The 19,947-nt window shown below is 64.5% G+C and carries 18 protein-coding genes; 7 read left to right on the top strand and 11 right to left on the bottom strand.

All coding sequences use genetic code 11. The features are described from left to right. Positions 1-11 precede the first annotated feature (11 nt). Positions 12-347 (bottom strand): ArsR/SmtB family transcription factor, encoded by a 336-nt coding sequence (locus L6D64_RS02395; protein ID WP_176507829.1) that lies wholly within the window; start codon positions 345-347, stop codon positions 12-14. Positions 348-396: 49 nt separating this feature from the next. Here L6D64_RS02395 and xenA point away from each other — a divergent pair, with 49 nt between their 5' ends. Further along, positions 397-1,488, top strand: coding sequence for a xenobiotic reductase XenA (xenA, locus tag L6D64_RS02390; RefSeq protein WP_176507830.1), 1,092 nt, complete (start codon positions 397-399; stop codon positions 1,486-1,488). A gap of 92 nt (positions 1,489-1,580) precedes the next feature. Here xenA and L6D64_RS02385 read toward each other — a convergent pair whose 3' ends face one another. From L6D64_RS02385 to L6D64_RS02365, 5 genes are all read right to left on the bottom strand, one after another. Continuing rightward, positions 1,581-2,828 carry an NAD(P)/FAD-dependent oxidoreductase gene (locus L6D64_RS02385; RefSeq protein ID WP_176507831.1) on the bottom strand — a complete coding sequence of 416 codons (1,248 nt, stop codon included), beginning with the start codon at positions 2,826-2,828 and terminating at the stop codon, positions 1,581-1,583. Between the two features lie 2 nt (positions 2,829-2,830). Continuing rightward, positions 2,831-4,408, bottom strand: coding sequence for an aldehyde dehydrogenase (NADP(+)) (locus tag L6D64_RS02380; RefSeq protein WP_176507832.1), 1,578 nt, complete (start codon positions 4,406-4,408; stop codon positions 2,831-2,833). Positions 4,409-4,556: 148 nt separating this feature from the next. Next, entirely contained in the window at positions 4,557-5,504 is a 948-nt protein-coding gene (locus tag L6D64_RS02375) for a dihydrodipicolinate synthase family protein (RefSeq protein WP_176507833.1), read from the bottom strand. Between the two features lie 43 nt (positions 5,505-5,547). Continuing rightward, positions 5,548-6,474, bottom strand: a complete 927-nt coding sequence (locus L6D64_RS02370) for a 4-hydroxyproline epimerase (protein ID WP_176507834.1) — start codon at positions 6,472-6,474, stop codon at positions 5,548-5,550. A gap of 23 nt (positions 6,475-6,497) precedes the next feature. Further along, positions 6,498-8,108, bottom strand: coding sequence for an APC family permease (locus L6D64_RS02365; RefSeq protein ID WP_176507835.1), 1,611 nt, complete (start codon positions 8,106-8,108; stop codon positions 6,498-6,500). 379 nt (positions 8,109-8,487) lie between these two features. Here L6D64_RS02365 and L6D64_RS02360 point away from each other — a divergent pair, with 379 nt between their 5' ends. Next, a complete protein-coding gene (locus tag L6D64_RS02360; RefSeq protein ID WP_176507836.1) occupies positions 8,488-9,270 on the top strand; it encodes an AraC family transcriptional regulator in 783 nt (260 codons plus the stop codon). On the opposite strand, the gene L6D64_RS02355 is transcribed toward L6D64_RS02360, so the two are convergent. After that, the gene (locus tag L6D64_RS02355; RefSeq protein ID WP_176507837.1) at positions 9,258-10,145 is read right to left on the bottom strand and encodes a LysR family transcriptional regulator; all 888 of its coding nucleotides are present in this window, start codon (positions 10,143-10,145) and stop codon (positions 9,258-9,260) included. The two genes, L6D64_RS02360 and L6D64_RS02355, sit on opposite strands and share 13 nt — an antisense overlap. A gap of 140 nt (positions 10,146-10,285) precedes the next feature. Here L6D64_RS02355 and moaB point away from each other — a divergent pair, with 140 nt between their 5' ends. Next, a complete protein-coding gene (gene moaB, locus L6D64_RS02350) occupies positions 10,286-10,825 on the top strand; it encodes a molybdenum cofactor biosynthesis protein B (RefSeq protein WP_176507838.1) in 540 nt (179 codons plus the stop codon). A 41-nt stretch (positions 10,826-10,866) separates the two neighbouring features. Here the strand turns inward: moaB and L6D64_RS02345 are convergent, their stop codons facing one another. Together L6D64_RS02345 and moaA are read right to left on the bottom strand one after the other, a co-directional pair. Next, positions 10,867-11,766: a bestrophin family protein gene (locus tag L6D64_RS02345; RefSeq protein WP_176507839.1), complete on the bottom strand. Its 900-nt coding sequence runs from the start codon at positions 11,764-11,766 to the stop codon at positions 10,867-10,869. A gap of 20 nt (positions 11,767-11,786) precedes the next feature. Further along, positions 11,787-12,791, bottom strand: a complete 1,005-nt coding sequence (moaA, locus tag L6D64_RS02340; RefSeq protein WP_176507840.1) for a GTP 3',8-cyclase MoaA — start codon at positions 12,789-12,791, stop codon at positions 11,787-11,789. Positions 12,792-13,058: 267 nt separating this feature from the next. Here moaA and L6D64_RS02335 point away from each other — a divergent pair, with 267 nt between their 5' ends. Continuing rightward, on the top strand, positions 13,059-15,389 hold the full coding sequence (locus tag L6D64_RS02335; RefSeq protein WP_176507841.1) for an FdhF/YdeP family oxidoreductase: 2,331 nt from the start codon (positions 13,059-13,061) through the stop codon (positions 15,387-15,389). Between the two features lie 99 nt (positions 15,390-15,488). On the opposite strand, the gene L6D64_RS02330 is transcribed toward L6D64_RS02335, so the two are convergent. Beyond that, positions 15,489-15,950: an Lrp/AsnC family transcriptional regulator gene (locus tag L6D64_RS02330; protein WP_176507842.1), complete on the bottom strand. Its 462-nt coding sequence runs from the start codon at positions 15,948-15,950 to the stop codon at positions 15,489-15,491. A 126-nt stretch (positions 15,951-16,076) separates the two neighbouring features. Here L6D64_RS02330 and L6D64_RS02325 point away from each other — a divergent pair, with 126 nt between their 5' ends. After that, positions 16,077-17,261, top strand: coding sequence for a trans-sulfuration enzyme family protein (locus L6D64_RS02325; RefSeq protein WP_176507843.1), 1,185 nt, complete (start codon positions 16,077-16,079; stop codon positions 17,259-17,261). A 104-nt stretch (positions 17,262-17,365) separates the two neighbouring features. On the opposite strand, the gene L6D64_RS02320 is transcribed toward L6D64_RS02325, so the two are convergent. Continuing rightward, the gene (locus L6D64_RS02320) at positions 17,366-17,602 is read right to left on the bottom strand and encodes an HP1242/YdcH family protein (protein ID WP_176507844.1); all 237 of its coding nucleotides are present in this window, start codon (positions 17,600-17,602) and stop codon (positions 17,366-17,368) included. Between the two features lie 117 nt (positions 17,603-17,719). On the opposite strand from L6D64_RS02320, the gene L6D64_RS02315 reads away from it, so the two are divergent. Continuing rightward, positions 17,720-18,085: a 5-carboxymethyl-2-hydroxymuconate Delta-isomerase gene (locus L6D64_RS02315; RefSeq protein WP_176507845.1), complete on the top strand. Its 366-nt coding sequence runs from the start codon at positions 17,720-17,722 to the stop codon at positions 18,083-18,085. Between the two features lie 164 nt (positions 18,086-18,249). Then, positions 18,250-19,887, top strand: a complete 1,638-nt coding sequence (locus tag L6D64_RS02310; protein ID WP_176507846.1) for a phosphoethanolamine transferase — start codon at positions 18,250-18,252, stop codon at positions 19,885-19,887. Positions 19,888-19,947 lie beyond the last annotated feature (60 nt).

Below are 19,947 nucleotides of genomic sequence, written 5' to 3'. Positions count from 1 at the left end.
CACGGTAGCGATCAGACCTGACGCAGAATGCAGTCCAGCAAGCCGGGAAAACGCACGGCCAGCATCTCGCTGCGCAACGAATTCATGTGGGTGGTCCCGACGTTGCGGGTATGCACCAACCCCGCATCACGCAACACGCGAAAGTGGTGCGACATGCTCGACTTCGGCCGCCCGCCATCGAGTTCGCCACAGCTGGCCTCGGCCACGCCGGCCAGATGGCGGACGATGCCCAGGCGCACCGGGTCGCTCAGTGCATAGAGCACACGCTCGAGAGTCAGGTCTTCGGAATTGGGGTGTTGGTAGGCTCGCATGGCCGACATGATAACGGGGGTTTCATTAATTGCCATAGTTCGATTATGATCGAACTATCGTATTCAGACGACCCGGAGTTTGCCCATGTCTGCCCTGTTCCAACCCTACACCCTGAAAGATGTCACTTTGCGCAACCGCATCGCCATCCCGCCGATGTGCCAGTACATGGCTGAGGACGGCATGATCAACGACTGGCACCACGTGCACCTGGCCGGCCTGGCCCGTGGCGGTGCAGGCCTGCTGGTGGTGGAGGCCACCGCCGTGGCACCGGAAGGGCGCATCACCCCCGGTTGCGCCGGGATCTGGAGCGACGCCCACGCCCAGGCCTTCGTGCCGGTGGTGCAGGCGATCAAGGCGGCAGGCTCGGTGCCGGGTATCCAGATTGCCCACGCCGGGCGCAAGGCCAGCGCCAACCGCCCGTGGGAAGGCGATGACCACATTGCTGCCGACGATGCCCGTGGCTGGGACACTATCGCCCCGTCGGCCATCGCCTTTGGTGCGCACCTGCCGAAAGTCCCGCGCGAAATGACCCTGGACGACATTGCCCGGGTCAAACAGGACTTCGTCGACGCTGCGCGCCGTGCCCGCGACGCCGGCTTCGAGTGGATCGAGCTGCACTTCGCCCACGGCTATCTGGGGCAGAGCTTCTTCTCCGAGCATTCCAACCAGCGCACCGATGCCTACGGTGGCAGCTTCGAAAACCGCAGTCGCTTTCTGCTGGAAACCCTGGCAGCGGTGCGTGAGGTATGGCCGGAGAACCTGCCACTGACCGCTCGCTTTGGTGTGCTGGAGTATGACGGCCGCGATGAGCAGACCCTGCAAGAGTCGATCGAACTGGCGCGCCGGTTCAAGGCTGGCGGGCTGGACCTGCTGAGCGTCAGCGTCGGCTTCACCATTCCCGACACCAACATTCCGTGGGGCCCGGCATTCATGGGGCCGATTGCCGAACGTGTGCGTCGCGAGGCGGGCTTGCCAGTGACCTCGGCGTGGGGCTTTGGCACGCCGCAACTGGCTGAAGAGGCGGTGCAGGCCAACCAGCTCGACCTGGTGTCGGTGGGGCGTGCACACCTGGCCGATCCGCACTGGGCTTACTTTGCGGCGAAGGAACTGGGTGTGGACAAGGCGTCCTGGACCTTGCCGGCACCGTATGCCCACTGGCTCGAGCGTTATCGCTGAGTGCTTGGCGGGGCTGCTCTGCAGCCCTTCAAACCAAGGCTCAAGGCCTGTAACGACCCTGTGCGGGCATGCCCGCGCAGCGGCGGTACAGGCTAGAACCGATCCAACCGGTAAGCCGCTGTCTCTGGCCCGGCTGATTGCGCCGCCAACCGCCCCACCCATTCCGCCGTCACCGCCGCCTGGGTCAGCCCCAGATGCTGATGGCCGAAGGCAAGCAGCACCCGCCCGTCACACACGCGGTCGATCACCGGCAACGAGTCCGGTAACGATGGCCTGAAGCCCATCCACGGCGTCGCCCCTTCCGTGCTCAAGTCCCGTTGAAACAACCCCTTGCTCAGCCGGTGCAACTGCCACGCCCGCTGCATGCTGGGCGGCGCATCGAGCCCGGCGAACTCCACCGTGCCGGCCAGGCGCAACCCGTCAGCCATGGGCGTCATGATGAACTTGCGCTCCAGCGACGTGACTGCGAACGGCAGGCGCTGCTGTTCTTGCGGCAGCATCAGGTGATAGCCGCGTTCGGTATCCAGTGGTACGCGTTTGCCGGTCAGTGCCACCGTCAATGGCGCTGAATGGGCGCCGCAGCTGAGCAGGACCTGGCGCGCCTTGAACGTCCCCCGGTCACTGGCCAGGTTGACCCCGTCGCTGTGCAGTTGACCGCCCGTAACCCGTGCCTGCACGAAGCGCACGCCGTTGGCCTTGGCGGCCTCGAACAGTGCGCAGACCACCCGGTACGGGTCGATGAAGTGCCCGGTACGCGGGAAGAACAGCCCGCCGAGCAGCGATGGGTTCAATTGCGGCGCGGCCTCGCGCAGGTGATCGGCCGACCACAGGTCCACCTGCACCTCCTGCTGCTGCATGCGTGCGCGCAGGGCCTGCAGCGCGACACGCGACTCGGGCCGCTCGAACACCAGCAGCGAGCCGTCCTCCTTGAACAACTCGCTACGCCCGATCGAGCCCAGCAAACGCTGCCAGGCTCCCAGGCTACCTTCGTTGAGTGCGCGGATGCCGGCCACGCTGCGCTGGAACGGCGCCGGGCGCAGGTTCAGCAGCAGGCGGGCGAACCATGGCATGGCCTTGGGCAGGTACTTCCAGTCCAGGCGCAGCGGGCCCATCGGGTCGAGCAGCATGCGCGGCAGGCGCTTGAGGATCGACAGGTCGGCGATCGGGAACACCTGCTCGGTGGCCAGATGCCCGGCGTTGCCGTAGGAGGCACCGTGGCCCGGCGCCTGATGATCGAGCAGCAGCACCCGACGGCCCTGGCGGGCCAGTTGCAGGGCGCAGGCGACGCCGACAATGCCGGCACCCACCACGGCGATATCGTTTTCGGGGGTATCGACCATGCTCAAGCTTCCCGTTTGCCGTCGAGCAAACGCCGCAATTGCAGCGGGTTGCCGTGCTTGAGCGCCTGCGGCAGCAGGGCATCGGGGAAGTCCTGGTAGCACACCGGGCGCAGGAAACGCAGGATCGCTGCGGTGCCGACCGAAGTGGTACGGGCATCTGAGGTGGCAGGGAACGGCCCGCCGTGAACCATCGCGTCGCACACCTCGACACCGGTCGGCCAACCGTTGACCAGAATGCGCCCGGCCTTGCGCTCCAGGGTCGGCAGCAGGGCGCGGGCACTGTCGAGGTCGGCATCGTCCAGATGCAGCGTGGCGGTCAGCTGGCCTTCAAGCTGTTCGGCCACCTGGCGCACCTGCGCGTCACTGGTGCAGGCCACTACCAGCGAAGCGGCGCCGAACACTTCGGCCTGCAATGCCGGGTCGCCGAGAAACGCTTCGGCCTGGGTCACGAACAGCTGCGCCTGGCACTGGTTCGGCCCTTGTTGCGTCAGGCCGCTGGCGGCACGCCTGGCGTTGACGTTGCTGGCCAGGGCGTCGACACCCGCGGCGTATGCCCTGGAAATGCCTGGGGTGAGCATGGTCTGCGCGGCGGCCTGGCGAACCTGCGCGCTGGCCGCCTCGATGAAGCGCTGCAGCGCCGCCCCCTGGCGGGCGATCACCAGCCCAGGGTTGGTGCAGAACTGCCCGGCGCCTTGGGTCAGCGAGGCAACGAAGCCTTGCGCCAGTGCGTCGCCGCGGGCTTGCAACGCGGCATCGAAAAGAAATACCGGGTTGATCGAACTCATCTCGGCGTACACCGGAATCGGCTCCGGGCGGGCTTGGGCTGCCTTGCACAGGGCTGTGCCACCGCTGCGCGACCCGGTGAAGCCGACCGCCTTGATGTGCGGGTCGCTGACCAGGGCGATACCGACTTCATGACCGGCGCCATACAGCAACGAGAACACCCCTTCAGGCAGGCCGCAGTGCTTGACGGCACGGGCCACGGCCTGGCCGACCAGTTCGCTGGTGCCGGGGTGCGCGGCGTGGGCCTTGACCACCACCGGGCAGCCGGCGGCCAAGGCCGATGCGGTGTCGCCACCCGCTACCGAGAAGGCCAAGGGGAAGTTGCTGGCGCCAAACACCGCCACCGGGCCCAGCGCCACCTGGCGTTGGCGCAGGTCGGCGCGTGGCAGCGGTTGGCGTTCGGGCAGGGCGTTGTCGACCCGCACATCGAGCCATTCGCCGCTGCGGACCACCCGGGCGAAGGTGCGCAGTTGCGTGCAAGTGCGGCCACGCTCGCCCTGGATGCGCGCCTTGGGCAGGCCGCTTTCGGCCACGGCGCGATCGATCAGGGCATCGCCAATGGCTTCGATTTCACTGGCGATGGTTTCAAGAAAATGTGCGCGTTGTTCCAGCGAGGTTTCGCGGTAGACGTCGAACGCCGCCCAGGCCAGTGCGCAGGCCTGGGCCACGTGTTCGCCGGTGCCGCCGGCGTAGGCGGGTTCGAGGGCCTGGTTGGTCGCCGGGTCGATGGCGCGGATCGCGTCGCCGCTGCCGGGCACGGCAGACTGGCCGATCAGCAGGTTGCCTGTCAGGGTCATGGGGCCTCCTTCGGAATCAGATTCTGGATCGGGGGGCGCTTTGCGCCCCTTTCGCGACACAAGGCCGCTCCCACAAAAAGACCTGTGTACGCCGGTCAATGTGGGAGCGGCCTTGTGTCGCGAAAGGGCTGCGCAGCAGCCCCAGGGATCAGGCCAGGTTCTGCTCGGCCGACCAGCTGGCGTACCAGTTGCGGAACAGCGCGTACTGCTGTTCGGCATAGTTGCGCTGGGCATCGGTGAGCACGTCGGTTTCGTTGAAGTGCAGGCTGTACTCGGTGTCGCCGTTGAGCACCATCAGGTGCTTGTAGTACAGCACCAGGTCGCAGCCTTCATCGAACGACGACAGCACTGCCAGCGCCGCTTCCAGTTCACGCGCCAGGCGGCGGGCCTTGGCGTCGCCTTTGGCGGCCTGCTTGCTCAGGCTCACCAGCTGCAGCACTTCACGCGGCAGGGCGTTGCCGATGCCGGTGATGGCACCGGTGGCGGCGCAGTTGACGAAGCCATGCACGACCTGGGTATCGACACCGACCATCAGGGTCACATCGTCATCCTTCGAGGTGATGTGCTCGGCGGCGTAGCGCAGGTCGGCGCTGCCGCCGAACTCCTTGAAACCAATCAGGTTGGGGAATTCGCGGCGCAGTTCGAAGAACAGGTCGGCGCGGGTGGCGAAGCCGTAGTAGGGGCTGTTGTAGATCACCGCCGGCAGCTTCGGCGCCGCAGCGAGAATGGCCGAGAAGTGGTGTTTCTGGGCGATCAGCGAAGCACCGCGGCTGAGCACGCGAGGGATCACCATCAGGCCGGCGGCACCGACCTTGGCCGCGTGGGCCGCGTGGGACACGGCCTCGCGCGTGTTGACCGCACCGGTGCCGACGATGGTCGGAATGCCGGCGGCCACCAGGCGGGCCACGCCTTCCTGGCGCTCGGCTTCGGTCAGCAGTGGCCAGTCACCCATCGAGCCGCAATACACCACGGCGCTCATGCCCGCCTCGATCAGCTCCCGGCCCTTGCGCACCAGGGCGTCGAAGTCCGGCTTGCGCTCGGCGGTGCACGGGGTCATCAGGGCAGGCATGGTGCCGGTGAAGATGTTGTCAGTCATTGTTGTCACTCCTGGCGATATTCGGTTGTTTTGAAAAGCCGGGTCAGATGCCCCAGGCGAATGGATCCTGTTCGTCGATCAGCAGGGTGCTGTCGGCGGTCATGTAGGCGCGGCCGGTGATGAACGGGCGAATGCGTTCGCCGTCGCGCTCGAAGCGGCCGTGGAACTGGCTACCGGTGATGCTGGCCTGGACCCAGGTCTGGCCTGCTTCGAGCTTGCCGTCGGCGGCCAGGCACGCCAGCTTGGCGCTGGTGCCGGTGCCGCAAGGGGAGCGGTCGTAGGCCTTGCCGGGGCACATGACGAAGTTGCGGCTGTCGGCATTGGCGTCGTCGGCGAACAGCTCGACATGGTCGATCAGCGCGCCGTTTTCGCCGGTGATGCCTTGGGCCTCGAGGGCCTTGAGCATGGCCCAGGTGTACTCCGTGAGGGCCTCGCGATTGTCCAGTTCGATGCGCTGGCCGTGTTCGGACACCAGGAAGAACCAGTTGCCGCCCCAGGCGATATCGCCGCGCACCACGCCATGCCCAGGTACATCCACCGCCACCAGCTGGCGGTAGCGATAGGACGGCACATTGCCGACGGTGACGGCGCCATCGGCGTGCAGGGTGGCGCTGACCTGGCCGACCGGGGTGTCGATCTTGTGCTCGCCGGGTTCGATCAGGCCCAGGTGCTGCAGCGAGGCGACCAGGCCGATGGTGCCGTGGCCACACATGCTCAGGTAGCCGGCGTTGTTGAAGAAAATCACCCCGCAGGTGGCATCAGCCGACACCGGTGGGCAATACAGTGCGCCGACCAGCACATCGTTGCCGCGTGGCTCCAGCAGGCAGGCACGGCGCCATTGATCGTGCAGCTCGCGCAGTTCGTCGCGCTGCTCGGCCATGCTGCGCCCCTGCAGCTGCGGGAAGCCTTTCATCACCAGGCGGGTCGGTTCGCCGCCGGTATGCGAGTCGATCACGTGAATCTGTTTCATGGGCTTGTCCATTGCGAGGAGGATCAGGAGGCGACGGCGGGGCGGGCGCTGTAGGTTTCAGTGGAGGCTTCGCTTTCGTCTTCGCCTTCCAGGCGTACCAGGTGAGCCGGTACGCCGGTGAGCGCGCCCCAGTAGTAGATGCCCAGGGCGCAGGCGGCCACGGCCACGGTGTCGAATGGGTGGCCGAGCACGCCCAGGCCGCCAAAGCTGCCCAGCCAGGACAGCAGGATGGTCACGGCGTAGAAGCCGATCAGCCAGGCCGACGAGCGCACTTGCTGGGCCAGCGACAGGTGCTGGGTCGGCACGAAGCGGCTGCACAGCAGGTACAGCACGAACATCACGATCTGCAGGGCCAGCAACCAGGACACGGTGTTCCAGCCCGACCAGTAGACGATCAGCGCGGCGATGATGAACGACAGCGGGCCCAGCACGCCCATGCCCTTGACCCGGAACGGGCGCGGCATGTCCGGCGCATTGCGGCGCAGGGCGGCAACGGTGACCGGGGCTACGGCGTAGCTCAGTACCAGCGCGGCGGACACCACGTTGATCAGCGCTTCCCAGGAGGGGAACGGCAGGGTCCAGAACACCGACAGGCCGAAGGTCAGCCACAGCGCCGGGCGCGGGATACCAGACTCGGCATCGATACGTGTGAAGTACTTGAAGAAGGTGCCGGTCTGCGCCCAGCCATAGACCACGCGCGGGGTGGCGTTCATGTAGATGTTGCCGCAGCCGCTGGGCGAGATCACCGCGTCGGCCACCACCAGGTAGGCCAGCCAGCCCACACCCAGGGCCAGGGCGATGTCACGGTAGGGCAGGGCCAGTGCTTTGGTCACGCCGGCCCAGCCGTTGGCCAGCATCTCGGTCGGCACGCTGCCGAGGAAGGCCAGTTGCAGCAGGGCGTAGATCGCGGTGGACAGCAGCACCGAGAGGATCAGCGCGATGGGAATGGTGCGTTGTGGGTTCTTCACTTCGCTGGCCACCGAGATGATTGGCGTCAGCCCCAGGTAAGCGAAGATGATGCCACCCGCCGATACTGCCATTTCCACGCCAGACAGGCCGAACGGGGCGAAGCCCTGAACCTCGAAGTTCTCCGGCTTGAAGAAGGTGAACAGCACGCCGATCACCAGCAGCGGCACGATGAACTTGAACACGCTGACCAGGTTGTTGGCCTTGGCGAAGGTCTTCACGCTGCGGTAGTTGAGGAAGAAGAACAGCCCCAGCAAGGCGAACTGCACCAGCCAGCCGAGCACCGTGGGGTCGCTGGAACCGACTTCGGTCAGCCCGGGGAACCAGGCTGCGGCGTATTGGCGCGAGGCGACCACTTCGATGGCGATCAGGCTGGAGAACGCGATCAAGGTGATGAAGCCCATCAGGTAGCCGAGCAGCGGGCCGTGCGAGTACACCGGGTAGCGCACCACGCCACCGGCACGCGGCAGGGCGGCGCCGAGTTCGCAGTAGACGATGCCCAGCAGCAGCACGGCGAAACCGCCGAGGAACCAGGAGAGGATACCGGCCGGGCCGGCGATGGCCGAAACATGGCTGGCGGCGAACAGCCAGCCGGAGCCGAAGATGGCGCCGAGGCCGATGAAGGTGAGGTCGAGCAACGACAGCTGTTTCTTGAATTTGCCTGACATGGGTGCGCCTTTTTGTAGGTTTTGGATAGGCAGGTCTGATGTCACGTGATGCGGCTTTCCACGGCCGCGCTTTTGTAGGTCTTGGCGGCTTGCGTGGGGCATAGAGTGGACCCGAACGGGGCGGGGGTTCTTGATGGATTTCTGCAGGGGGAATGACGAAATCGGCACAGTTGCAAATAAATCTGGCGCACACGTGCGCTCGATGGATAGGCTGTAAGCCATACCGCACAAGGATTTTAGAGCTGTATGGAGAGTGCCGGCCCTTTCGCGGGGCAAGCCCGCTCCCACAGGTTCAGCGCAAGGCTCGAAGGTTGTGGTGTACCTGTGGGAGCGGGCTTGCCCCGCGAAAGGGCCAGTAGCCTCAACCAAGAGCATGCAGATGACACAAGACTCCCTGGCAACCCTGTACCAGTCCCTCGACCAGCACCGCCCCGCCACCCTGGAGGCCCTGCTGGCCGGTGTGTCGCTGCTGTTGCCGATCCTCGACGCCATCCCCAACGCCGCGATCTTCATCAAGGACCCGGCCGCCCGCTATGTGCTGGCCAACACCACCCTGGTCCAGCGCTGCGGCCTCAAGCGCCTGCAGCCGCTGCTGGGCAAGACCAGTGCCGAAGTGTTCCCGGCGCAACTGGGCCCCGGCTACACCGAGCAGGACCGTCGCGTGCTCAAGGATGGGCTGGTGCTGGAAGACCAGCTCGAACTGCACCTGTACGGCAGCCGAGAACCGGGCTGGTGCCTGACCCACAAGCGCCCGCTGCGCAACCCGGCCGGGGAGATCATTGGTTTGGTGGGCATCTCCGTCGACCTGCAGTCAGCCGCCGATACCCACCCCGCCTACCAGCGCCTGGCTGCCGTGGACGAGCACATCCGTCAACATTTCCACCAGCCGATCAGCATGAGCCAGCTGACCCGCATCGCCGGGATCTCCGTGGCGCAGCTGGAGCGCTATTGCAAGCGGGTGTTCCACCTCACGCCGCGGCAGATGATCCACAAGGCACGCCTGGAGCACGCCCACCGGTTGCTGCATTCCGATTTGCCGATCACCGAAGTGGCGTTGCGCTGCGGCTACACCGACCACAGCGCGTTCAGCCGTCAGTTCAAGCAACTGACGGGCTTCACGCCGCGGCAGTATCGCCAGGCAACCGCGGATCAGCTGGGTTGAAACAGCAGCTTCGCTTCGGCGAAGCACTGCTCGGCAATCGCCGAACGCGGTTCGCTGCGGCGCAGCAGCAGGCCGACCGGGCTGTGGATGCTGGCGTCGGCGATGGGGATGATGCGCATGTGTTCGCTGAGGTCTTCCAGGCCGCAGCCCAGCGGCATGATCGCGCAGCACACGCCGGTGTTGATGGCCTGCACCAGCTGGAAGGTCGAGTCGCTTTCCAGCACGGCATTAGGTTCAAGGCCGCGGCTGCGCAGGCTCAGGTCCAGTGACTGGCGGTAGTGCATGCCCTTGCTCAGCAGGCCCAGGGGGGTGTCGCCGAGCTCGTCCCAGCGCAGGCTGTCGGCGTCGAACTGGAAGTGCTGGGTGTCGAACAGCAGGCCCATTGTGGTGGTACCCAGTTCGATCACTTCGAAGAAGTTGGCGTTGACCTGGTCGAGGTAGCAGATCCCCAGGTCGAGCTGGTTGCGGCTCAGGCCGTCCATGATCTGCTCGGTGCTGTGCGAACTGAGCTGGAATTGCAGCTCGGGGTACTTCTCGCGCAGCGGCAGCAGCAGGTGCATGGGGTTGAAGCTGGCCAGCGGCACGGTGCCCAGGCGCAGGCTGCCGACCACCTGGCCGCGGCAACTGGCGGCCTCGGCTTGCAGGCCGTCATGGGCGGCGAGCAGGGTGCGGGCCCAGGCCAGGATGCGCTCGCCGGCCTCGGTGAAGCCTTCGAAGCGCTGGCCGCGCTTGACCAGCACCAGGTCCAGTTCGTCCTCCAGGTTGCGCAGGCGCATCGACAGGGTCGGCTGGGTGATATGGCACAGCGCCGCAGCCTGGCCGAAGTGGCGGGTCTGGTCGAGGGCGATGAGGAACTTGAGCTGCTTGATGTCCATGGGAGTGCCTGGCGTCTGGTTGTGCAGACCTTAACCCACGTCTGCGATAGATGTCATTGATCGGCCGGTTCGCCATTTCGATTGGACGCTCATCTGGCTTGCCTCTAGCGTGACGACAATGCCATACGAGGAGCTTTACCGTGCGCGTCCAACCCGATGCGGTTTTCGTACCGCTGAATATCGCCGTGCTGACCGTCAGCGACACCCGTACCTATGACAACGACACCTCCGGCCAGCTGCTGGCCAACCGCTCGGTGGAGGTCGGCCATCGCCTGGTGGCACGGGCGCTGCTCAAGGATGACCTGTACAAGATCCGTGCCCAGGTGGCGAGCTGGATCGCCGACGACGACGTGCAGGTGGTGCTCATCACTGGCGGCACTGGCTTTACCGGGCGTGACAGCACACCCGAGGCGGTACAGTGCCTGCTGGAGCGGACCGTCGATGGCTTTGGCGAACTGTTCCGCGCCTTGTCCATTCTCGATATCGGCAGCTCGACCGTACAGAGCAGGGCGCTGGCGGGGATTTCCAACGGCACCCTGGTGTGCTGCCTGCCCGGCTCGACCGGCGCTTGCCGAACTGCCTGGGAAGGTATTCTGGTAGAGCAACTGGATGCGCGGCATCAGCCCTGCAACTTTGTGAAGCATCTGAAACCTGTCGAAGCCTGCGAAAGCCGCGGGTAGCCTGTAACGGCCCCTTTGCGGGTTTACCCGCGAAGGGGCCATCAGCTCAACACATAGTCCACCGGCAGCAACACCGGCGGCAGCGGCTCGACCCCCAGAGCCCCCAACACATCCCGCTCCACGGTCCTGACCATGGCATCCATCGGCAGGTCGTTCTCATCGCGCCCGAACGGGTCCTCCAGCTCGTTGCCGATTGCATCGAGCCCGAAGAAGGTGTAGCCGACGATGGTGGTGAACAGCGGCGCCAGCCAGCCCAGCGGCTCGGCCAGGGCGAACGGCAGCAGCAGGCAGAAGATGTAGATGGTACGGTGCAGCAGCAAGGTGTAAGGGAATGGCAGCGGCGAGCCCTTGATCCGCTCGCAACTGGCCTGCACCTCGGTCAGCCCGGCCAGGCGCTGCTCCAGCAGGGTGTAGCGCCATTCGCTGATCTGCCCTTGCGCTGCCAGCCGTGAACAGTGCATGCCGATGTCGCGCAGGATGCCATCGCACACGTTGTGCTCGGCCACCGGGGTAGCCGGGTTGAGCCATGGGCGGGTGGCGTTCACTTCGCTTTCGTTGCGCAACCGCGCATTCAGCCCATGGGCAAAGCCGCACAGGCTGCGCAGCAGCTCGGCGCGCAGGTGCTCATCGGCGATCACCACGCTCTCCCGTACGAACGAACGGGTTTCGATGATCAGCCTGCCCCAGGCCTTGCGCCCTTCCCACCAACGGTCGTAGCAGGCGTTGTTGCGAAAACTCATGAAGATCGACAGCGACAGGCCAAGCAGGGTGAACGGCGTGGCGCTGACCGGGTAGAAAAACGCCGGGAAGTGCCGCTCGACCAGCACGATCAGCGCAGCCAGCAAGGTGACCATCAGGCAGCGCGGGGCAATGCGCTTGACGATCGAGCCTTTGAGGGTGAACAGCACGCGCAGTACATCGGGGCGGGGGTGGACGATCATGGCAATCCAGAGGCGGCCGATCAGCCGCCGGTCATGTTCATGAAGCGCAGGATCTGCACCTCGCCACCGACTTCGAAATGATGGCGGTAGGGCTTGAGGTGCAATGAGTCGCGGATGGCCTTCTCCAGCCGCGCCGCATCGCCGGGGTGGGCGCGCAGCACCTGCTTGAGGTCCATCGAGTGTTCGTTGCCCAGGCACAGCAGCAGGCGGCCTTCGACGGTCAGGCGCACACGGTTGCAGGTGGCGCAGAAGTTGTGGCTGTGCGGTGAAATGAAACCGACCCGGGTATGGGCGGCTTCGGCGAGGCGCCAATAGCGCGCCGGGCCCTGGGAGGACTCGGTGGATTCGATCAGGCTGAAGTGCTCGGCCAGGCGATCGCGCACTTCATCGCTGGAGCAGAACGACTCGCCGCGTTCGTGTTCGCTGATCACCCCCAGTGGCATCTCTTCGATGAAGGTGATGTCCAGCTCGCGGTCGATGGCGAAGCGCACCAGGTCGACCAGTTCGTGGTCGTTGCGGCCCTTGAGCACCACGCAGTTGAGCTTGGTGCGCTGGAAGCCGGCCTGGCGTGCGGCATCGATGCCGGCGATCACCTGGTGGAGATCGCCGGTACGGGTCAGCTGCTTGAAGCGCGCGGCGTCGAGGCTGTCGAGGCTGATGTTCAGGCGGGTGAGCCCGGCGTCGAACAGCGGCTGGGCCAGGCGCCCGAGCTGCGAGCCATTGCTGGTCATGCACAGCTCACGCAGGCCGGGCAGGGCGGCGATGCGCCCGCACAGGTCGACAATGCCTTGGCGCACCAGCGGCTCGCCCCCGGTCAGGCGGATTTTGCGGGTGCCGAGGGCGACGAAGCGCTCGGCCACCTGGAACAGTTCTTCAAGGCTGAGGATTTGCTGACGTGGCAGGAACTGCATGTCTTCAGCCATGCAGTACACGCAACGGAAGTCGCAGCGGTCAGTGACCGACATCCGCAGGTAGTCGATTTTCCGGTTGAAGCCGTCGATCAGGGCCCGGCTGTTCTGTTCCACGTTGGCGCTCGAAAGGAAATGGGGGCACAGGACTCAAGCTATAGCCTGTGGCCAGCCCCGTCAAATCGCTTTCCCCGACTGTTTGATCGATGCCTTCTATCACCACTGCAGGCCATGTGCGGCAAGGGCTGCAGGGCATGATCGAAAGCGCTTATCGTGCTGTAAGGTATTTCGATTGGACGGCTCTGGGCCGGGCTCCATAGGCTGGAAAAAACACCGGGCATAGCGATTCGGTGAACATTTCCATGCCGCGTGAGGATTGACCGCATGAGCCAGGACCAACACATCAGGGATTACAAGGGCCCCGCCGCCGGCTGGGGCGCGCTGAAGAGCGTGACCAAGAGCTGGCTGGGCAGCGACAACGCCTTCAAGAACCTGCGGGCCATGCTCAAGACCAACCAGAACGGTGGCTTCGACTGCCCGGGCTGCGCCTGGGGCGAGTCGCCGGAAAGCGACATGGTCAAGTTCTGCGAAAACGGCGCCAAGGCTGTGAACTGGGAAGCCACCGGCCGCTCGGTGGACCCTGCGTTCTTTGCCCGTTACAGCGTCAGTGCGTTGCTCGAACAGAGCGACTACTGGCTTGAATACCAGGGCCGCCTGACCCATCCGATGCGCTACGACGCGGCCACCGACCACTACGTGGAAACCAGCTGGCAAGAAGCCTTCGAGCTGATTGCCCAGCACCTGCGCGCGCTCGACTCGCCCGATCAGGCGGAGTTCTATACCTCGGGCCGGGCGAGTAACGAGGCGGCATTTCTCTACCAGCTGTTCGTCCGTGCCTACGGCACCAACAACTTCCCCGACTGCTCGAACATGTGCCACGAAGCCAGCGGCGCCGGTATGGCCGAAACCCTCGGGGTGGGCAAGGGCACCGTGGTGTTTCACGACCTGGAGCTGGCCGACGCGATCTTCGTCATCGGCCAGAACCCCGGCACCAACCACCCGCGCATGCTCGAGCCGCTGCGCGAAGCCGTCAAGCGCGGTGCCCAGGTGGTGTGCTTCAACCCGCTCAAGGAACGCGGCCTGGAGCGCTTCCAGCACCCGCAGCACCCCTTCGAGATGCTCAGCAACGGCTCCGAGCCGACCACCAGTGCCTACTTCCGACCGGCCCTGGGGGGCGACATGGCGGCCATGCGCGGTATCGCCAAGTTCCTCTTGCAATGGGAGCGCGAAGCCCAGGCCAAGGGCGAGCCAGCGGTGTTCGACCATGCCTTCATCGCCGAGCACACCAGTGGCCTCGACGACTACCTGGCGGCCGTGGATGCCACCTCCTGGGAGCACATCGTCAAGCAATCGGGCCTGACCCTGGCCGAGATCGAACTGGCCGCGCGCATGTACCGCAAGGCCGAGCGAGTGATCATGTGCTGGGCCATGGGGGTTACCCAGCATCGTCATTCGGTGCCGACCGTGCAGGAAATCGTCAACCTGCAACTGCTGCGCGGCAACGTCGGCAAGCCCGGTGCCGGTCTGTCGCCGGTGCGCGGCCACAGCAACGTGCAGGGCGACCGCACCATGGGCATTGACGAAAAGCCCAGGGCGGCGCTGCTCGATGCCATCGAAAAACGCTTCAAGTTCCGAGTGCCCCGGGCCCACGGGCACAACGCGGTGCTGGCGATCAAGGCCATGGAAGAGGGGCTGGCCAAGGTGTTCATCGCCCTGGGCGGCAACTTCGCCCAAGCCACGCCGGACACCCCGCGCACCCACGCGGCACTGCGCAATTGCGCGCTGACCGTGCAGATCTCCACCAAGCTCAACCGCTCGCACTTGGTGACCGGGCGCGATGCGCTGATTCTGCCGTGCCTGGGCCGTACCGAGATCGACATGCAGGCCGAGGGGCCGCAAGGCGTGACGGTGGAGGATACGTTCAGCATGGTGCACCTCTCCAACGGCCAGCTGCGCGCGCGTTCGCCGCACCTGCGTTCGGAGCCGTGGATCATCGCCGGCATGGCCAAGGCTACCTTGGGCAACCAGCCGATCGACTGGGAATACGCGGTTGCCGACTACAACCGCATTCGCAGCATGATCGCCGACGTGATTCCGGGCTTCGCCAACTTCAACGAGCGCCTGCAGCACCCGGGCGGTTTCCACCTGGGCAACAACGCGGCCGATCGCAACTTCCGCACGGCCACCGGCAAGGCCCGCTTCATGCCCCACGCGCTGCCGGCGGAACTGGTCAATGCCAAGGTGCTGGCGCGGGGTGACACACCGGACCTGATCCTGCAGACCCTGCGCTCGCATGACCAGTACAACACCACGTTGTACGGGCTGGATGACCGTTATCGCGGGGTATTCGGCCTGCGTGAAGTGGTGTTTGTCAGCGAGGCGGACATCCGCCGGCTGGGCTTCGAGCCGGGCGAGCACGTGGACCTGGTGTCGCTGTGGGAGGATGGTGTCGAGCGACGGGTGTCGGGCTTCCGGTTGGTGCCTTATGACATTCCGGATGGGCAGGCAGCGGCCTATTACCCCGAGACCAATCCGCTGGTGCCGCTGGAGAGTTATGGCGAAGGGACTTATACGCCGACTTCCAAGTTCATTGCGATCAAGCTGGAGAAAGCCAAGGCCGGGAACCGGATCGAGGCGGTGCTCGCTGCCGATTGAAGGGGTGCTGGGCCGGCCTCTTCGCGGCTGAAGCCGCTCCTGCAGGGCTCTCGATACCCCTGTAGGAGCGGCTTCAGCCGCGAAGCATCCAGCGCCGATTCAAGGGCGATGCACCGGCAAGGCCGTGGTGTACTTCATCTGCTCCATGGCAAAACTGGAGGTGATGTTCGACAGCCCCTCAGTGCGGGTAATCAGCTTTTTGTAGAAGCGGTCATACGCCGCGATGTCACCCACCACCACCCGCAGCATGTAGTCCCAGTCCCCGGACATCCGGTAGAACTCCATCACCTCCTCGAACCCCTGCACCGTCGCTGCGAACTGCTCCAGCCAGGCGCTGTCGTGGCGCTGGGTCTTGAGCTGGACGAACACCGTCAGCCCCAGCCCCAGGCGCACGGGGTCCAGCAGGGCGACGCGGCCGAGGATGTAGCCGTCTTCTTCAAGGCGTTTGACCCGCTTCCAGCACGGTGTGGTCGACAGGTTGACCGCCTCGGCCAGGTCCTTGAGCGAGATCGAGGCGTCGCGCTGCAACAGGGTGAGAATGTGCTGATCGAAGGTGTCCATGGCAGGGAAAACTTCACCGAGAAAAATTTTCCCCAGATTACCCCAGGCCTAGGAAAATTTCCTGCACCGGGCGGGCATTGCCGCCGCGCCAGGTAATTGCCATAGTTGCAGGCTTGAATCCTGCCAATGGGCCTGACCATGTCTGACAAGCCGCGTAATTTCGCCACCCGTACCATCCACGCCGGCGAGCAGTCCAGCGTTGCCGCAAACGCCATCTTCCCGCCCATCTATACCGCCAGCTCCTACATCAAGCGCAGCCTGGACGATAATCCCGAATACGCCTACAGCCGTGTCGGCAACCCGACCCGGCATGCCTATGAGAGCTGTGTTGCCGCGCTGGAGGAAGGCGTCGGTGCAGTGGCCTGTGCCTCGGGGGTGAATGCCACCGCCACCGTGCTCGAGCTGCTGCCCAAGGACGCCCACGTGGTGGTGATGAATGGTGTCTACGGCGGCACCTTCCGCATCCTTGAAGACTACCGCGGGCGCACCTCGGGCCTGACCACCACCTATGTCGACCTGAATGACGTCGAGGCGGTGGCTGCAGCAATCAAGCCGGAAACCCAGCTGATCTGGATCGAATCCCCGACCAACCCGTTGCTGCACCTGGTGGACATCAAGGCGGTGTGCGACCTGGCCCGTGCCCGTGGCATCCTCACCTGTATCGACAACACCTTCTGCTCGCCGTGGAACCAGCGCCCGATCACCCTCGGCGTAGACCTGGTGATGCACTCGGCGAGCAAGTACATCGGCGGCCACTCCGATCTCACCGGGGGCGTGGTGGTCGCCGCCGATGACGAGCTGCTGGCCCGGCTGCGCAAGATCAGCATGGCAGTCGGGGCGATCCAGGGGCCGTTCGACTGCTACCTGGCCCTGCGCGGGCTGAAGACCCTGGATGTGCGCATGGAGCGCCAGTGCACCAACGCGCTGCAGGTGGCGCGCTTCCTGGAAGGCCACCCGCAGGTCGAGCAGGTGTTCTACCCGGGGCTTGAAAGCCACCCGCAACACGCACTGTGCCAGCGGCAGATGCGCAGTGGCGGGGCGGTGGTGGCGATGAAAGTCAAAGGCGCAGACCGGGCAGCGCTCAACCGCTTGATCGAGGCCTTGCAGATCTTCGTGCTGGCCGACTCGCTGGGCGGGGTGGAAAGCATGATCAACCACTCGTGGAGCATGTCGCACAACTCGTTGAGCCCGGCGCAGAAGGGCGAGATGGGGATCAGCGAGAACCTGCTGCGCTTGTCGGTGGGGATCGAGGATTATCGCGATCTGATCGAAGACCTGGATGGGGCGTTGAAAGCTTCGGCTGCGGGGTAATGGCTGCTGGCCTCTTCGCGGCTAAAGCCGCTCCTGCAGGGATCACGATACCCCTGTAGGAGCGGCTTCAGCCGCGAAGGGCCAGTGTATTCAATGAAGGGCTATCAGGACTTGGGCGGATGAATGATCCGTTCGATCTTGTCTTTGATCAGCAGCCTTTCCTTGCGCAGGCGGTTGACCGCGTCGTCGTTGGTGCCATTGGCCTCGGCGGCCAGCACCTCTTTGTCCTTGGTGTTGTATTCCTTGTGCAGCTTGTGAAGGTCCTGGTCCTTGTCTATGGCCGCCTGGAATGCGTCAGCGGTAATGTGCAGGTCAGCGAGCAGATCATGCGGAACTGGCATTTCTTCACCTCTGTCAGGGTTGTCGGTAAGGTCCTGACCTTTGAGGATAGCCGCCTTTGCGCAGGTGGGGGACTGGGGTACGCTGTCGCATCCTTCCCTGTGCCTGGAACCTGCGCCATGCCTCACCTGAACCTGGAATACAGCGACAACCTGCGCGAACTCAATGTCGATGTGCTGTTGCTGCGCCTGAACCACGCCCTGGTGGGTAGCGGCCAGTTTGCCGACGAGGGCGACATCAAGAGCCGGGCCGAGGCCTTTAAGCAGTACCGGGTGGGTACCGCGCCGGGTGAGCGAGCTTTCGCCCATGTGCGCCTGGCCATCCTCAGCGGGCGCTCGCCCGAGGTGAAGCAGCAACTGTCGAATGGCTTGCTCGAGGTGTTGCGCGAAGCGATCCCGGCCAAGGCCGGAGTGGACACCCAGTTGTGCGTGGAAGTGCTCGACATCGACCGCGAACCTTATGCCAAGGCGCGTCTGCACGGCTGAACGGCGGCTGAATGAAGTTGATTTAATGTAAAAAATGCATCGGCTTACGAATTTGTTACCGTCTTTTTCACGAAAAATTGATGGTGCGCTTTCTAGAGTTCGCCCGACTTTCCCACAGTGCCATCCGGCCTGTGGGTGATAATTACTCTCGATTGCGAATGCCGATGCTCAACTTCAAATCCCTGCGGACTGAATGGGTCACGCTGTTGGCCAGCGTTTACCTGCTGGTGGGTCTCAACATGTTCCTCTGGGAGCACCTGCAAGAGGTGGTGCCTGCCGGGATGACGGGGCTTTGGCTGAGCCTGGCGTTCGCCGTGCTGATGTTGTTCGCGTTCAACCTGGTGTTGACGCTGTTCGCCTTCCGTTATGTATTGAAGCCGTTATTGATCGTGTTGTTCATCAGTGGTGCAAGTGCGGCCTACTTCATGAACCAGTACGGCGTGCTTATTGACGCTGGCATGTTCCGCAACATGGCCGAAACCAACGTTACGGAAGTGCGCGACCTGATGTCGTTCAAGTTCGCTGCCTATATTCTGCTGCTTGGTATATTGCCGTCGGTCGTGCTTTGGAAGGCGAAGATCGCCTACCGCCCATGGCACCGCGAATTGCTCGGCAAACTGGTGGTCAGCGGCGCCTGCGTGGTGGCGCTGGGCTCGGTGGCACTGGTCAATTATCAAGGGCTGTCGTCGCTGTTTCGCAACCATCATGAACTGCGCCTGATGCTCACCCCGAGCAATGTCGTCGGCGCGACCATCGGTTATGTCAACGAGCGCGTCGGTACTGCAGCGCGCCCATTCCAGAGTTATGGCGAAGATGCCAAGCGCGACCCGGCCTGGCAGAAGCACGAGCGCAAATCGCTGACCGTGCTGGTCGTCGGCGAAAGTGCCCGTGCCGACCACTTCGGCGTGCTCGGCTATCCGCGCGATACCACCCCGAACCTGGCCCGGGAGCAGGGCCTGCTGAGCTTCTCCGATGTGCATTCCTGCGGTACTGAAACCGCCGTCTCGGTGCCGTGCATGTTCTCCGGCATGAAGCGCAAGGAATACGACGCCCGGGTGGCGAAGAACCGCGAAGGGCTGCTGGACATCCTCCAGCGTGCCGGCCTGGCCGTGCAGTGGCGCGACAACCAGTCGGGCTGCAAGGGCGCCTGCGATCGCGTGCAGTTCATCGACGTCAGCAACCTCAAGGACCCGCAGCTGTGCGCCAGCGGCGAATGCCATGATGAAATCCTCCTGCAAGGCCTGGGCGAGCTGATCGACAACCTCGACAAGGACACCGTGCTGGTGCTGCACCAGATGGGCAGCCACGGCCCCGAATACTTCAAGCGTTACCCTCAAGACGGCGAGCGCTTCACCCCGGTGTGCCAGAGCAACGCGCTGAACCAGTGCAGCGAGCAGGAGATCATCAACGGCTACGACAACACCCTGGCCTACACTGACAAAGTGCTGTCTTCGCTGATCGATACCCTGCGCAGCAAGCAGGACAAGGTCGACACGGCGATGATCTACCTGTCCGACCATGGCGAGTCGCTGGGCGAGTACAACCTGTTCCTGCACGGCACTCCCTATGCCATTGCTCCGGAACAACAAAAGCATGTGCCGCTGCTGACCTGGTTCTCCGACAGCTACAAGGAAGACTTTGGCATCGACACCGATTGCCTGGCCAAGCTCAGCGATGCGCCGCTGTCGCAGGACAACCTGTTCCACTCGATGCTGGGCCTGCTGCAGGTGCACACCGAGGTCTACCAGCAGTCGCTGGACATGTTTGCCAGCTGCCGGCCGTGGCTGGCAGCCCAGCGTTGAGGCCGTTCATCTAATCCAGGGATGGCGCAGGTTTCACCAGCAGGGCCCGCGCCGTATATA

The organism is Pseudomonas urethralis (assembly GCF_021602465.1).
Classification (GTDB): domain Bacteria; phylum Pseudomonadota; class Gammaproteobacteria; order Pseudomonadales; family Pseudomonadaceae; genus Aquipseudomonas; species Aquipseudomonas vlassakiae.
This window is presented reverse-complemented; position numbering and strand designations above follow the sequence as displayed.